Annotated in this window: 11 protein-coding genes; 8 read left to right on the forward strand and 3 right to left on the reverse strand. The window is 73.2% G+C overall.

The features are described from left to right. Positions 1 to 107 precede the first annotated feature (107 nt). A complete protein-coding gene (locus tag ACMA1D_RS30220; RefSeq protein WP_414727176.1) occupies positions 108 to 602 on the reverse strand; it encodes a DUF4188 domain-containing protein in 495 nt (164 codons plus the stop codon). A gap of 601 nt (positions 603 to 1203) precedes the next feature. Between ACMA1D_RS30220 and ACMA1D_RS30225 the strand changes: the two genes are divergently transcribed. Then, entirely contained in the window at positions 1204 to 1956 is a 753-nt protein-coding gene (locus ACMA1D_RS30225) for a dienelactone hydrolase family protein (protein ID WP_414727177.1), read from the forward strand. A gap of 126 nt (positions 1957 to 2082) precedes the next feature. Here ACMA1D_RS30225 and ACMA1D_RS30230 read toward each other — a convergent pair whose 3' ends face one another. Continuing rightward, positions 2083 to 3156, reverse strand: a complete 1074-nt coding sequence (locus ACMA1D_RS30230) for a chitinase (protein WP_414727178.1) — start codon at positions 3154 to 3156, stop codon at positions 2083 to 2085. A gap of 187 nt (positions 3157 to 3343) precedes the next feature. Here ACMA1D_RS30230 and ACMA1D_RS30235 point away from each other — a divergent pair, with 187 nt between their 5' ends. Further along, positions 3344 to 4864: an Nramp family divalent metal transporter gene (locus tag ACMA1D_RS30235; RefSeq protein WP_414727179.1), complete on the forward strand. Its 1521-nt coding sequence runs from the start codon at positions 3344 to 3346 to the stop codon at positions 4862 to 4864. Positions 4865 to 5092: 228 nt separating this feature from the next. On the opposite strand, the gene ACMA1D_RS30240 is transcribed toward ACMA1D_RS30235, so the two are convergent. Next, positions 5093 to 6826: a chitinase gene (locus tag ACMA1D_RS30240; protein WP_414727180.1), complete on the reverse strand. Its 1734-nt coding sequence runs from the start codon at positions 6824 to 6826 to the stop codon at positions 5093 to 5095. Between the two features lie 703 nt (positions 6827 to 7529). On the opposite strand from ACMA1D_RS30240, the gene ACMA1D_RS30245 reads away from it, so the two are divergent. From ACMA1D_RS30245 to ACMA1D_RS30270, 6 genes are all read left to right on the forward strand, one after another. Further along, complete coding sequence (locus ACMA1D_RS30245; protein WP_414727181.1) at positions 7530 to 8402, forward strand: hypothetical protein; 873 nt, start codon at positions 7530 to 7532, stop codon at positions 8400 to 8402. A 187-nt stretch (positions 8403 to 8589) separates the two neighbouring features. After that, complete coding sequence (gene cpaB, locus ACMA1D_RS30250) at positions 8590 to 9303, forward strand: Flp pilus assembly protein CpaB (protein WP_414727182.1); 714 nt, start codon at positions 8590 to 8592, stop codon at positions 9301 to 9303. Between the two features lie 30 nt (positions 9304 to 9333). Then, complete coding sequence (locus tag ACMA1D_RS30255; protein ID WP_414727183.1) at positions 9334 to 11064, forward strand: AAA family ATPase; 1731 nt, start codon at positions 9334 to 9336, stop codon at positions 11062 to 11064. A gap of 276 nt (positions 11065 to 11340) precedes the next feature. Further along, a complete protein-coding gene (locus ACMA1D_RS30260; RefSeq protein WP_414727184.1) occupies positions 11341 to 11679 on the forward strand; it encodes a TadE/TadG family type IV pilus assembly protein in 339 nt (112 codons plus the stop codon). Between the two features lie 60 nt (positions 11680 to 11739). After that, positions 11740 to 13083, forward strand: a complete 1344-nt coding sequence (locus ACMA1D_RS30265) for a CpaF family protein (protein ID WP_414727185.1) — start codon at positions 11740 to 11742, stop codon at positions 13081 to 13083. 294 nt (positions 13084 to 13377) lie between these two features. Further along, on the forward strand, positions 13378 to 14316 hold the full coding sequence (locus ACMA1D_RS30270) for a type II secretion system F family protein (RefSeq protein ID WP_414727186.1): 939 nt from the start codon (positions 13378 to 13380) through the stop codon (positions 14314 to 14316). Positions 14317 to 14355 lie beyond the last annotated feature (39 nt).

The following is a 14355-nucleotide window of genomic DNA, read 5'->3' on the forward strand; positions in this document are numbered from 1 at the left end:
GGCGCGAGGGCCGCGCCCGGCGCCGGGCCGAACGTCACGGCGTCCGGCCCCACGGTCCGGCGGCTCCGCCCCCGCCCCGGCGGGCGCCCCGCCGCGTACCCGCACGCTCACTTCCCGGGCCGCGCCGCCAGCCGCTGCGCGGCCCGTTCGCCCCGGCGGGCGACCGGTTCGACGCCGTACGCCGCGCCGAGGCCGGTCGGTGGCATCGCGTGGTAGATCGACTCGTACGAGCCCGCCGGCACGAGGAAGGTCTCGTGCCAGATGCCGACGCTGCCGGCGGCCTGCCGCGCGCTGCGGTTGAACGCCGCCCAGGCGGGGTGGTGTGTGCGCTGCGGGTCGGTCGCGTAGGCGAGCAGCTTCTCGCGCGACTCCCAGTACTGGACGACCGTGAAGTTGCGCGGCCCGGACATGTGGTTGCGGTAGCCGAGGAGTCCGCTGGTCTCGTCGCGGGCGAGTTCCTTCAACATGCGCGGCATCGCCGCGACGACCGGCGGCCAGCGGCGCACCGCCAGCCAGCGGTTGATCCGCATCCCGATGAGGAACACCACCACGTCCCCGGTGGCCGCCGTGGTGACCCGCCCCGCTATGGGTGCCGTGCTCATGGTCCACTCCCCGTTCCCTGGTAGGTAGCATCGCTATCTATAATCGATAGTGCCGCTATCTGTGTGAGATGGCAAGGGGTGCCGGCCGGGTGTGCCCGGCCAACCGGCCCGGGGGTACTCGGCGGGGGCGGGTGGGGTGGCGGGGGCTGTCGGGGCTGCGGCGTACGGGCTGCGGAGATCGCGGCGTACGGGCGGCCGGGCCCGCGAACCCCAGACGGCAGTGCTGGTACGGGCTTTGGCCCGTGGGTTACGCTGCGTCCGATGAAGACCGGGACGGCCTCGCGCCACACACTGATTGGCGACCCGGTGCTCTGCTGAGCGCCGAACGGGTCGCGGCGAACGCGCAGTTCGGACGGGGAGCACCCGTCGGTGCGCGGGCCGGCGGGGCATGGGCCGTCAGTGTGCGGTCCGGCGGCGCACGGCCCGTCAGCGTCCGGGCCGCCCATGCGCGAACCGCCGGCGTGCCGGCCGTCGAAGCGCGAATCGCCAGCGCGCGGAGTGCCAGTCCGCGGACCGCCAGCGCGCGGAACGCCAGCGCACGCGCCCCACCTCCCCCGTGGTGACCACAGCTTGCCGAAGCCACCACCCACAGGAGATCCCGATGCCCACCACCACGTTGCACATTCCCACCACCGACGGCCGGGCCGACGCCTTCGTCGCCTACCCCGACCAGGGCGAACGGCACCCCGGGGTGCTGGTCTACCCCGACGCCATCGGCCTGCGCCCGGAGGTGGAGGACAAGGCCCGCGAACTGGCCGCGCACGGCTACTACGTCCTCGTCCCCAACTTCTTCTACCGCGTCGGCCCCGCCCCGATCGTCGAACTGCCCGCCTTCATCGACGCGGAGTCCAGGGGCGCGCTCTTCGAGCAGATCGTGCCGCACGTGCACGAGCACGCCGCGGACCGGGCGCTGCGCGACGCCGAGGCGTTCCTCGCCTTCCTGACCAGCAGGCCCGAGGTCAGCCCGGGCCCGGTGGGTGCGGTGGGCTACTGCATGGGGGCGGCCCTCGCGCTGCGTACCGCCGCCGCCCATCCGGACCGGGTGGCCGCGGTCGCCGGGTTCCACCCCGGCCTGGTGGTCACCGACGGGGCCGACAGCCCGCACCTGTCACTGGCCGACCTCACCGCCGAGGTGCACCTCGGGCTCGCCGAGGGCGACCTGCCGCCCGAGGAGTTGGCCGCGCTCAACCAGGCGCTGGACGCCACCGGCGTCCCGTACGCGACCGAGCTGTACGCCGGCACCCGGCACGGCTTCACCATGTCCGACACCGACGCCTTCGACGCCGACGCCCTCACGCGCCACTGGGACCGGTTGCTCCCGCTGCTGCGGCGCAACCTGACCCCGGCCCGGTGATGCGGCGGCCGGGTGTGCGCCCGCCAGTTGGTCGCACACCCGGCCGCCGGTCGGTGCGGCGCCCGGGCCGCAGGTCACGGGGTGCGGACCGCGGTGGCCGGGCGCGGGGCGCCGGGGTCGTGCGGGTTACGGCAGGCCGTGGACGTGCCCGCCGACCTGGGAGGCGAACGCGTTGCCGTTGCTGGCGTCCCAGTTGGTCGACCAGGTCATCGCGCCGCGCAGGCCCGGGTAGGTCCTCTCCGGCTTGAAGGTGCCGCAGCCGGTGCCCTTGGTGAGGCAGTCGAGCGCGGCGTTGACCACGCCGGGCGCCGCGTACCCGCCGCCGGCCGCCCGCGGCGAGGCCGGCACGCCGAGGCCGATCTGCGACGGGTCGAGCCCGTTCTCCAACTGGATGCAGGCGAGCGCGGTGAGGAAGTCGACCGTGCCCTGCGCATAGACCTTGCCGTCACAGCCGAGCATCGCCCCGCTGTTGTAGTACTGCGTGTTGACGACGGTCAGGAAGTCCTTGATCGCCAGCGCCGTCTTGAAGTACTCGCTGCCCGGCGACTGCATGTCCAGCGTCTGCGGCGCCATGGTCACCACGAGGCCGCTGTGCTGGGCGTGGATCGCCTTCAGCGCCTTGGTCATGTACGTGGAGCTGAGCCCGTTCTCCAGGTCCACGTCGACGCCGTCGAAGCCGTACTCGTCCATCAGCGACGAGATGGAGGCGGCGAACGCGTTGGCCGACGCGTCGTCGCGGACCGACACCGCGCCCTTCTCGCCGCCGACCGAGATGATCACCGACTTGCCGGCCGCCTGCTTGGCCTTGACGTCCGCCTTGAACTGGGCCTCGGTGTAGTTCAGCGCCGGATCGAGGGTGAAGTCCACCTGGCCCGGCTTGCCCGTGGCATCCGCGAAGGCGACCGCGATGATGTCGTACTCGGCGGGGACGTCGCTGAGCTTCTGCACCGTGGCGCCGTTGTTGAAGTTCTGCCAGTAGCCGGTGATGGCGTGCTTGGGTACGGCGGCGTGGGGGGCCGCGGTGCCGGTGCTGCCACTGGTCTGCGCGGGTGCCGCGGGAGCTCCGGGCGTCGCAGCGGACGCCTGCGCCGGGCCGGCGAGCGAGGCCGCAAGCAGCGCGGCTGCGGCCAGCGTGCCGTACAGAGTGCCGCGGGAACTGATCGAAGAGGTACGGGAATTGCCTGATCGTGCGCGTACCACGACTGCCTCCGTGGGGAGAGGAGATGGGGGGAAGTGGCTGTGCCTGCGCGTTCAGGGGCCCCTGAGCTTCCGGTACAAGGTGGTCCAGACCTTTGGGGATGTCAACCCCCGGGTGCGCCCCCTTGTGCGAGGGGGCGGCCGGGCGGTCTCCTGATCCGCACACCCGGGGCGAGTGCGGAGGCGACGCATGACGCACACCAGTCACAGCGGCGAGCAGCAGGGCGGCGGCACGGGGCGCGCCGCAGGCGCGGGGGCCGGGGCCGATGCGGCGGGCGCGGAACCGGCCCGGGCGCCGGCGCAGGACGCGGCGCCGACCGGCGGGCCACCGGGTTCGCGCTGGCGGGCGGTCGGGCCCGGGATCGTGGTCGCGGCGACCGGCGTCGGCGCCGGCGACCTGGTGGCGACGCTGATCGCGGGCAGCAAGTTCGGCTACACGCTGCTGTGGGCGGCGGTCATCGGCTGTCTGGTGAAGATCTCGCTGGCGGAGGCCGTCGGCCGCTGGCACCTGGCCACCGGACAGACCCTCTTCCACGGCTGGCGCACCCTCGGCCCGTGGACCAGTTGGTACTTCATCGGCTACGTGGTGATCTGGGGCTTCGTCTACGGGGCGACCGCCATGTCCTCCTCCGCGCTGCCGCTGGTGGCGCTCTTCCCCGACTTCATCGGCCTGAAGACGTGGGGCGTGATCACCGGCCTGGTGGGGCTGGCGTTCGTGTGGTGGGGGCGGTACGCGGTCTTCGAGAAGGCCATGACCGTCCTGGTCGGCGTGATGTTCGTGGTGGTGGTGTACGTCGCGGTGCGGGTCGGACCGGACGCCGGTGACTCCTTCGCGGGGCTCGCGCCCACCCTGCCGGACGGCTCGCTGCTGTACACGCTCGGCCTCATCGGCGGCGTCGGCGGCACCATCACGATGGCCGCGTACGGCTACTGGGTGAACGCCAAGGGGTGGACGGACACCCGCTGGATGCGCACGATGCGGCTCGACAACCGGGTCGCCTACCTCACCACCGGCATCTTCGTGGTGGCCATGCTGATCGTCGGCGCCGAACTGCTGCACTCCGCCGACATCGCCCTGACCAAGGGCGACAAGGGGCTGCTCGACCTCGGCGACGTACTCGAAGACCGGTACGGCACCGCCACCGCCAAGCTCTTCCTGGTCGGCTTCTTCGCCACCTCCTTCTCCTCGCTGATCGGGGTGTGGCACGGGGTGAGCGTGATGGTGGCGGACTTCGCGGCCAACCACCGGGGCGGCGGCGTGGGCCGCACGGCGGCCGGCCCGCCCCCGGGCGCCGCCCCGGCCGCCGCCGCGCCGGCCGTCGCGACTGCCTCCGCCCCGCAACCCGGCGCCCACCCGGCGGCCGACGTCGCGACCGACTCCGCCCCGGGCGAGGCCCCCGCCACCCCCACCGACGAGCGGACCATCGGCCGGCACGAGCGCTCGTTGCCCTTCCGGCTCTACCTGCTCTGGCTGACCTTCCCGCCGATCAGCCTGCTCTTCCTGGACCAGCCGTTCGGGCTGGTCATCGTGTACGGGGTGCTCGGCGCGTTCTTCATGCCCTTCCTCGCCCTGACCCTGCTGTGGCTGCTCAACACCTCCCGTACGCCGCGGCAGTGGCGCAACGGCCCGCTCAGCAACGGGATGCTCGCCGTCTCCGGGCTGCTCTTCCTGGTGCTGTGCGTGCAGCAGGTGCGCGAACTGCCCTGGTAGCGGGGCCGGGCTCGCCGCCGGGGCGCGGCGGCTGCGCGGGCCGGAACGGGAACCGGCCGTGTCACCCCGCAGCGGAGGGCAGCGGGGTGACACGGCCGGTCGGCGGACGCTGCACGGAGCGTGCCGTGCGGCGTGGCGCCGGTGGGGAACGGCGCCCGGACGTCGGGGAAGAGCCCGCCGGGCTTGGAGCGCCCACGGCCCGGGCGGCGGGCCGTGGGCTCGTACGGGTTACGGCAGCTTGTGCACGTGCGGGCCGACCACGTTGGACCAGGCGTTTCCGGCCGTGGCGTCCCAGTTGGTGGACCAGGTCATCGCGCCGCGGATGTCCGGGTACGTGGTGGACGGCTTGAACCGGCCGCAGTTGGTGCCCTTGGCCAGGCAGTCCAGCGCGTTGTTCACCACGGTCGGGGAGACGTAGCCGCCGCCCGCGCCGCGCGTCGACGCCGGCAGGCCGAGGCCGACCTGCGAGGGCTTGAGGCCGCCCTGGAGCTGGATGCAGGCGAGCGCGGTGAGGAAGTCGACGGTGCCCTGCGAGTAGACGTTGCCGTCACAGCCGAGCATCGAACCGCTGTTGTAGTACTGCATGTTGACGACGGTCAGGATGTCCTTGATGTTCAGCGCCGTCTGGAAGTAGCCACCGGAGGTCGACTGCATGTCGATGGTCTGCGGGGCCATCGTGATGACCAGGTCGGGGCCGGCCTTGGCGGACAGGGCCCGCAGCGCCTGGGTCATGTACGTCGGGTTGAGCCCGTTCTCCAGGTCGATGTCGACGCCGTCGAAGCCGAACTCCTGCATCTGGGCGTACAGCGAGTTGGCGAAGTTGGTCGCGGCGGCCGAGCTGCCCACCGAGACCGTGCCCTTCTCGCCACCGACCGAGAGGATGACCGACTTGCCGGCCGCCTGCTTGGCCTTGATGTCGGCCTTGAACTGGGCCTCGCTGTAGTTCAGCGCCGGGTCCAGGTTGAAGTCGACGGCGCCCGGGGTGCCGGTGGCGTCCGCGAAGGCGACGGCGATGATGTCGTACTGGTCCTGGACGTCGCTGATCTTCTGGACGGTCGCACCGTTGTTGAAGTTCTGCCAGTAGCCGGTCACGGCGTGCTTGGGCACGCTGCCGCCGCCGTCCCCGCCGCCCGCGGTGGTGGTGCCGGTGACCTCGGCCGACTTGGGCGACTCACCGGCCGAGTTGGTGGCGGTCACCTGGAACTTGTACGAGGTGGAGGCCGCGAGCCCGGTCACCGTGGTGGAGGTGGCCGTCACCGCCTGCACCTTCTTGCCGTCCTGGTAGACGTTGTAGCCGCTGGCGCCCTTGGTCGGGTTCCAGCTCAGCGTCACCGACGACGAGGTGGGCGCGGACGCCGCGAGGCCGGCCGGCGCCGCCGGCACCTCCTCGCCCGGCGTGCCGCCGCCGGGGCCGTTGAGCTGGAGGTCGTCCGCGTGGTAGGCGGGCTGCCCGTACCAGCCGTGCGTGTAGACCGTCACCGACGTGGTGTTGGGGCCGGTGGTGAACTTGGTGCTGAGCTGCTTCCAGTCGGAAGCGGACGCGCTCCAGGTGGAGACGTCCGTGGTGCCGGTGCCGCTGGCGCCCAGGTAGACGTAACCGCCCTGCACCCAGCCGCTCAGCTCGTACGCCGAGTTGGGGAGCACGCTGACGGTCTGCGAGCAGCGGGCCTGGTCGGCGCCGGCCGGGGTCGCCTTCAGCGAACCGGTGCCGGCGTGTACCGGGGAGGTGGCGGCGCTACCGCTGCCACCCGAACACGTCCAGCCGTTCAACCCCGACTCGAAGCCGGGGTTCTGGATGAGGTTGGGCTCGGCGGCGGCTTGGGCACCGCTGCCGCCGAGCGCGACGATCGCCGTGGCGGCGAGGGCGGACGCGGCTGCTGACGCCAGCCCCCGGTTGATCCGCCTGCGGCCGGTGGGCCACCGTCTGCCTCTGGTGTACCTGCTACGTGGTGCACGGTCCACGACTGCCTCCGTGGGGAAGTGTGGGAGGAGGGGCTTGGGAAGGGTGGCCACCGCTTGGCGTGAGACTGGTCCAGACCAATGCCCTTGTCAAGGGTGTGCGCAGCGCCGATTGCCGGTCAGTTCACCTCGGGAGGTGACCGGAAGGCCAGGTCGCGGGCCCTGCGCGGTCCCCTGTGCGACCTCTTTGCGCGGCCTGTGCGGCCCGTTTTCGAAGGCGCCGTACGGGCCGATGCGCGGGCCGCGCGCCGGCCGGATCGGCCTGTTCCGGATGGCTGAACTCCGTTCCGTACGAGCCGAGTTCGCGGCGCTGCGTACGGTCTCTTGGCTGCGGGCTGGTACGGGCCCGGCGGCCGGTTCGTACGGGTCCGGGGCGGGCCCGTGCGGGGTCCGTCAGTCGACTCGGGTCCGGGGCCGTGGGCCGGGCTCGTACGGTCCGGCAGTCGACTCGCGCATGGGTCCGGGGGCCGGCGCGCACGGGGGCCGGGGAGGCCGGTTCGTGACGGGGGCGGCGGCCCCGCGTGAACTCCCGGTGCCGAGCCCCGTGATAACCCCGGAGACCTGTTCTCAGCCGCCGCAATCGTGGCTAAAGTGCTGAGTCATCTGTACGGGGAAGTAGCGGACGGTTCCGGTCCGTGACGAGCGTGCCGCGCCCACCGCGGCGCCCGACGTGGAGGGCGGGGGCCCGGAGTGGACGGGAGCTGACGTGACCACCGCCATCGCCGTCACCGGCCCCGAGTTGGTGTTGCCGCCGCCGGACGCGCTCACCCCGTCCGCGGTCGTGCTGCGGCCCCCCGAGAGCCAGCCCCTGGAAGCCGCGATCGCCGACCTCGCCACCCTCCTCGACCAGCAGGGGTACCTGATCGCGCTCTATCCGGCGGCCTCCCCGCCGGAGCTGGTGCGCCGACTGCACACGATGCGCGCGGTCCTGGAGAGCGACCGGATCGCCCTGCTGCCGCTCGACCTGCCGCCGCTGGCCGTCGCGGTCCTGGCCCGCCAGTTACGACAGCTCTCGGTCGCCGACTTCAGCCCCGGCGTGCTGGCCTGCGCCGCCCGGCTGCTCACCCACTACGTCTACGCCGGCGCCCAACTGGCCAGCGTCGCCCGCCTCGACCGGGTCCACGTCGGCATGGGCGCCCACCTGCGGTCCTGGGTGCCCGGCGCACAGTTCGGCGTGCTCACCCACCCCGCCCCGCACCTGGTGGCCGTCGGCCGCGACGACCCGCCGGCAGCCCCCGGCTTCACCACCCAGCTCACCGTCGCCAGCGGCCAGGCCCACACCGAGTGGGTCACCGGGACGCTCGCCGCCGCCTGGCGGGTCAGCGGCGTACAGGAGGTGCCGCTGCCGGCCGAGTCGGCACGCTGGTGGGGCACCTCGCGGGTGACCGAGTTCGCCGCGGCCATCCCCGACCCGACCGTCCTCTACCAACTCGTCGCCTCCGTCCGCAGGGAAGAGTGCCACTGGTGCGGGCTCGAACTCATCGGCGACCGGTGCGCGTTCTGCTCCGCGCCGCTGCTGCGCGACGAGGAGCCCCGCGCCCTGACCGCCCCCGCCCGACCCGCGCTGGCTGCCCGTTGACCAGCCAGGACACCCCGCCCGACGGCCCCGAAGCCGCGCGCCAGAGCCCCGGTCGGCGCGCCGCGGCGGGCCAGGCCGCGCACCCCGCCGACCGGGCCGCGCACCCCGCCCGCCCTGCCGCACACCCCGCCCGCCCGGGCCGGGGCCGACCCCGCCACCCCGCTTCCGAACGAGGTCCCAGGTCTTCATGAATGCACGCCAGCGCCGCGGAGTCATCCTCCTGGTCCTGTCGGTCCTGTGCGCCGTCGGCGCGTTCGTCGGAGTGCTCTCCGTCATCAACGACGTGGAGTCCAAGGTCGGCCCGGAGACCACCGCGTACCGGCTGAAGTCCGACGTACCGGCCTACCAGGCGTTGGACGCCGGCGCGTTCGAGAAGGTCTCGATGCCCGAGCGGTGGCTGCCCGACACCGCCGTCACCGACCTCGGCGACCTCCGCGGCAAGATCGCCGTCACCCCGCTGCGCAAGGGCTCGCTGCTCCAGGCCGACATGATCGTCGAGCGGCCGGCGCTCAAGGCGGGGCAGCAGGAGATCGCCATCATGATCGACGCGGCCACCGGCGTCGCCGGCAAGATCAACCCCGGGGCGCGGGTCAACATCTTCGCCACCTTCGACGGTGAACGCGAGGGCGCCAAGCCGGTCTCCAAGGTGATCGTCGCCGGCGCCCGGGTCATCGACGTCGGCAAGCTCACCTCGCTGGACTCGGACGGCGACGCCCGGGACCGCAAGCGCCGCGAGACCGAGGCGGTGCCCATCACCTTCGCGCTCGGCACCGCCGACGCCCAGCGCGTCGCCTACGCGGAGTCCTTCGCCTCCCACGTACGGCTCGCCCTCATCGCGCCCGGCAGCGAACCGGACATCGCACCGGGCGACCGCACCTACACCCTCGATGGCGACCGGTAGCGGCCAGGAGAAGCTGGAGGTGGTGGCTGGATGACGATCAGAATCCTCCCGACGGTCGCGGACCCGGAGCTGGCCAGGACGCTCGGCGGGCTGCTGAGCCAACTCCCGGGCGTCGAGCCGTTCCCGGCGCTCGCCGACTCGACGGCGCTCATCGACACGCTCGCCGCCCTGGCCGGCGCCTCGATCGAAGAGCTGCCCGAGGTCGTCCTGGTTCACGAGCACATCGGCCCGCTGCCCGCGCTCGAACTGGTCAGAGAGGTCGCACTGCGCTTCCCCGCGGTCGGCGTGGTCCTGGTGACCGCGGACGCCGGGCCCGCGCTGTACTCGGCGGCCATGGACGCCGGCGCCCGCGGCATCTGCGCCCTGCCCCCCTCGTACGACGAACTCGCCGCCCGCACCCAGGCCGCGGCCCAGTGGGCGGTGGGCGTACGGCGCCACCTCGGCGGCGCGGGCGAGGCGCTGGCCGCCGGGCCCGGCGGCCAGCTCGTCACCGTCGCCGGCGCCAAGGGCGGCGTCGGCACCACGCTGACCGCGGTGCAACTGGCGCTGGCCGCGCAGGCCGCAGGCCGCCGCGTGGTCCTGGTCGACATGGACCTCCAGGCCGGGGACGTCGCCTCCTACCTGGACGTACAGTTCCGCCGCTCGATCGCCGACCTCGCGCAGATCAGCGACATCACGCCACGGGTGCTCCAGGAGGCCGTCTTCCAGCACCCCAGCGGCGTCGGCCTGCTGCTCGCCCCCGCCGAGGGCGAGCGCGGCGAGGAGGTCACCGACCTGGTCGCCCGGCAGGCCATGACGGCGCTGCGGTCCCGGTACGACCTGGTCGTCGTCGACTGCGGCACCCAGATGACCTCGGCGGGCTCAGCGGCCATCGAAATGGCCGACCGCGCGCTGCTCGTCGTCACGCCCGACGTGGTCGCGGTGCGGGCCGCCAAGCGGATGGCACGGCTGTGGGACCGGCTCCAGATCCGCAAGGCCGAGGAGACCCACACCCTGGTCAACCGGCACACCCGCGGCGGCGAGATCCAGCCGGGCCTGATCGAGCGGGCCACCGGCACCCGGGCGCTGCGCACCACGGTGCCGGCCGCGTTCAAGGAGCTCCAGCCGGCCGTGGATTCGGGCCGGATGCAGGACCTGGACGCCAAGTCGACGGTCAGACAAGCGCTGTGGACGCTCGCCGGCGAACTCGGCCTCACCGACGGCGGCCAGGCCCAGCAGGGCGGCGCCCGGCACGGCAGGCCGGGCGGCGCCGAGCGCTCCGGCGGCGGGCTGCGCAAGCGGCGCGCGCTGGCCGGCGGCCGGGACCGGGAGGCCGGCGCGGCGGCCNNNGCGGCCGGCGGCCCCGAAGGCGCCGGCCCGAAGGCGCTGCCCCAGGCGCCGACCGGCAGGTTCCGGGGCCGCGGCGGCGACCGCGGCCAGGTCACCGTCGAATTCCTCGGCATGGTGCCGGTCATCCTGATCGTGCTGGCCGTGCTCTGGCAGTGCGTGCTGGTCGGCTACACCTACTCGCTGGCGGGCAACTCGGCCGACCGCGGCGCCCGCGCGGCAGCCGCCAGCGACACCGGCGGCGGCGCGGCCTGCGAGGAGGCGGCCCTGCGCGACCTGCCGAGCGCCTGGCGCGGCGACGCCTCGGTGTCCTGCCCGACCGCGGGCGGCGTGGTCAGGGCGACGGTACGGATCAAGGTCCCGGTCCTCTTCCCCGGCGCGGGGAACTTCCCCTGGACCGTCACCGGCACGGCGGGAGCTGCGGAGGAGGAGTGAGCGATGCACGACGGCAGCAGAGGCAGCAGACAGAGCACGACACCCGACGCGCGACGAGCGACCGGCGTCCGGGGGCTTGGGGTACGGGGGCGTGGCGTACGGGTTCATCGCGTACGGGCGGCTCGCGTACGGGCGTGCGGTGTCCGGGTTCCCGGCGTACGGGCCGATCGCGTCCGGAGGTTTGGCGTACGGGCACCTGGCGTACGCGCACCTGGCGTACGGGCACCTGGCGTACGGGCGCGGGGCCGGGCACGGGCGCGGGGCGAGCGCGGCTCGGTGGCCGTGGAGTTCCTCGGCTTCCTGCCGATCCTGCTGGCCGTGGCGCTCGCCGTGGTGCAGCTCGGCATCGCCGCGTACACCGTGCAGCAGGCGAACACGGCGGCCCGCGCCGCGGCCCGTACCGCCACCGTCGACGACCCCAAGAGCAGCCCGGAGTCGGCAGGTCAGGCGGCCATCAGCAGTTGGCTCGCGGACGGCACCCGGATCACGGTGACCGGCGGCGACGAGGCGCACGCCACGGCCACCATCGAGATCCCCTCGGTCATCCCGGGCGTGGACTTCGGCGACGCCCGGCGCAGCGCCACCATGCGACGCCCGGCCAGCGACGATGACTGACCCGCAGCGCAGCCGCAGCCACCGGAATCCGCCGCACCCGTCGAACCCGAGGAGCACCCCATGAGCCTGCGGGCACGCGTCGCGGCGCCCGAGCCGTCCGGTGAGCACCGGGAGAGCGGGCACCTGGTCACCAGCTACCGCACCAAACTCCTGGAAGAGATCGACCTCGCGGAGATGTCCGCGCTCACCGCCGGCGAGCGGCGCTCGCGCCTTGAACGCGTCCTCGGCCACATCATCAGCCGCGAGGGCCCGGTGCTCTCCACCGCCGAGCGCGCGCAACTGATCCGCCGGGTGGTGGACGAGGCGCTCGGCCTCGGCGTCCTCGAACCCCTGCTGGAAGACGCCTCGGTCACCGAGATCATGGTCAACGGGCCCGACCAGATCTTCGTGGAACGCTCGGGGCGGGTGGAGCGGGTGCCGGTCAGGTTCGTCTCGCACGAACAACTGATGCAGACCATCGAGCGCATCGTCTCCACCGTCAACCGCCGCGTCGACGAGTCCAACCCGATGGTGGACGCCCGGCTGCCGTCCGGCGAGCGGGTCAACGTGATCATCCCGCCGCTGGCCCTGGACGGCGCCACGCTCACCATCCGCCGCTTCCCGCGCGCCTACACGCTGTACGAGCTGATCGAGATGGGCACGCTGGACGAGCAGATGCTGATGCTGCTCGCGGCGCTGGTGCGGGCCAAGTTCAACGTGGTGGTCTCCGGGCCCACCGGCTCCGGCAAGACCACGCTGCTCAACGCGCTCTCCGGGCTCATCCCGGACGGCGAGCGGATCATCACCGTGGAGGACGCGGCCGAACTCCAACTCCAGCAGTCGCACGTGATCCGGCTGGAGTCCCGCCCGCCCAACGTGGAGGGCAAGGGCCAGATCACCATCCGCGACCTGGTCCGCAACTCGCTGCGGATGCGCCCCGACCGGATCATCGTCGGCGAGGTCCGCGGCGGCGAGACCCTCGACATGCTCCAGGCCATGTCCACCGGCCACGACGGCTCGCTGGCCACCGTGCACGCCAACAGCGCCGAGGACGCCCTGATGCGGCTCCAGACGCTGGCCTCCATGTCGGACGTGGCGATCCCGTACGAGGCGCTGCACGACCAGATCAACAGCGCCGTGGACTGCATCGTCCAACTCGTACGGAACGCCGACGGCTCCCGCCGGGTCAGCGAGATCGCGCTGCTCGACTCGCACGGGCACGAGGAGTACCGGATCACCACGGTCTGCCGGTTCGACGCCGACCCGATGGGAGCCGACCGGGTGGTGCGCGGCAGGTTCGGCTACGGGCCGCTCCCCGAACGGGTCGCCGAACGGCTCCGGATGGCCAACGAGGCCGTGCCCCCCGCCTTCGGCGTCGCCGCCTTCCCGGCCCAACTCCTCACCCGGGAGGCGTACCACCGATGACCGCACGCCCGGCGCAGTGCAGCGCGGCGGGGTGGCACGCCCCCACCGCGCGCGCCATACGCGCCCCGGGACCGGTGAGGCCCGCGAGGACACGGAACGGAAGCGGAGAGGCGTACGTGGCGTGCCGAGCGGATGAGACCGGTGAGCCGTACGGGATGAGCCAGGTGCACGAGAGGGACGGGACATGCGAGATGGGCAGGGCGTACCGGATGGGTGAGGCGTACCAGGCGGCCGGGGGAGCGCGGGGAGCGGCCGGGCCGGCGCGTGCCGGAGCCGGGCGGGCGGGGGCCACCCATGGCTGACCTGGCCGCGCTGACGACCGGCGCGACGCTGCTGTGCGGGGCGCTCGGCGTCGCCGGCGTGCAGGCGTACGCGGCGGGCCGGGCCCGCCACCAGTCCCTGGTGCAGCGCCTCGCGGACGCCGACGAACTGCCGCTGCCCGACCGTAGGCGCCGCTTCTCCGGCGTCGACCGCAAGCTGCGCGGCACCCGGCTCGGCCGGACCCTGGAACTCCGCCTCGCGGCCACCGGACTCGACGTCACGCCGGGTGAATTCTTCGTCTACACCGCAGGAACGGCGATCGGCCTGTGGCTGGTCGCCCAGGCCACCCTGGCCACCTTCTTCGGGCCCATCGCCGCCGTCGTCACCGTATGGGGAGCGTTCGCTTTCCTGAATTGGCAACGCCAGAAGCGCATCGAGAAGTTCATCAACCAACTCCCCGAACTCGCCCGCATACTCGCCAACGCCACCCAGGCCGGCCTCGCCCTGCGCACCGCGCTCGGTCTGGCGGCCGATGAGATGGAGGCGCCCGCGGGCGAGGAGTTGGCCAAGGTCGCCGACAAGCTGGCCGTCGGGCACTCCATCGAGGACGCCCTGGACGAACTGGCCGACCGGCTGCCCTCGCGCGAACTCGTCGTCCTGGTCACCACCCTGGTGCTGGCCAACCGCGCCGGCGGCTCCGTCGTCAGCTCGCTGCGCAACCTCACCCAGACCCTGGAGGAGCGCAAGGAGACCCGCCGCGAGGTCCGCACCCAGCTCTCCCAGGTCACCGTCACCGCCTACGTCGTACCGCTGATGGGCGTCGGCACGCTGCTGCTCATGGACAAGGTCTCCGCCGGCTCGATCGAGCGCATGACCTCCTCGTTCTGGGGCCAGGCCGCGGTGGTGGGGGCCTTCTCGCTGTACGGGATCGGGTTCTTCCTGATCCGCCGGATGTCCAAGATCGCCGTCTGAGGCGCCGGCGGGGCCCGCCCCCGGCACCTCACGTGAGGA

This window comes from Streptomyces sp. 796.1 (genome assembly GCF_047525675.1).
GTDB lineage: Bacteria > Actinomycetota > Actinomycetes > Streptomycetales > Streptomycetaceae > Streptomyces.

Coding starts and splice junctions, on each gene's coding strand:
- ACMA1D_RS30220 (WP_414727176.1), bottom strand. CDS start 602: ATGAGCACGGCACCCATAGCGGGGCGGGTCACCACGGCGGCCACCGGG.
- ACMA1D_RS30265 (WP_414727185.1), top strand. CDS start 11,740: ATGAGCCTGCGGGCACGCGTCGCGGCGCCCGAGCCGTCCGGTGAGCAC.
- cpaB (WP_414727182.1), top strand. CDS start 8,590: ATGAATGCACGCCAGCGCCGCGGAGTCATCCTCCTGGTCCTGTCGGTC.
- ACMA1D_RS30270 (WP_414727186.1), top strand. CDS start 13,378: ATGGCTGACCTGGCCGCGCTGACGACCGGCGCGACGCTGCTGTGCGGG.
- ACMA1D_RS30235 (WP_414727179.1), top strand. CDS start 3,344: ATGACGCACACCAGTCACAGCGGCGAGCAGCAGGGCGGCGGCACGGGG.
- ACMA1D_RS30225 (WP_414727177.1), top strand. CDS start 1,204: ATGCCCACCACCACGTTGCACATTCCCACCACCGACGGCCGGGCCGAC.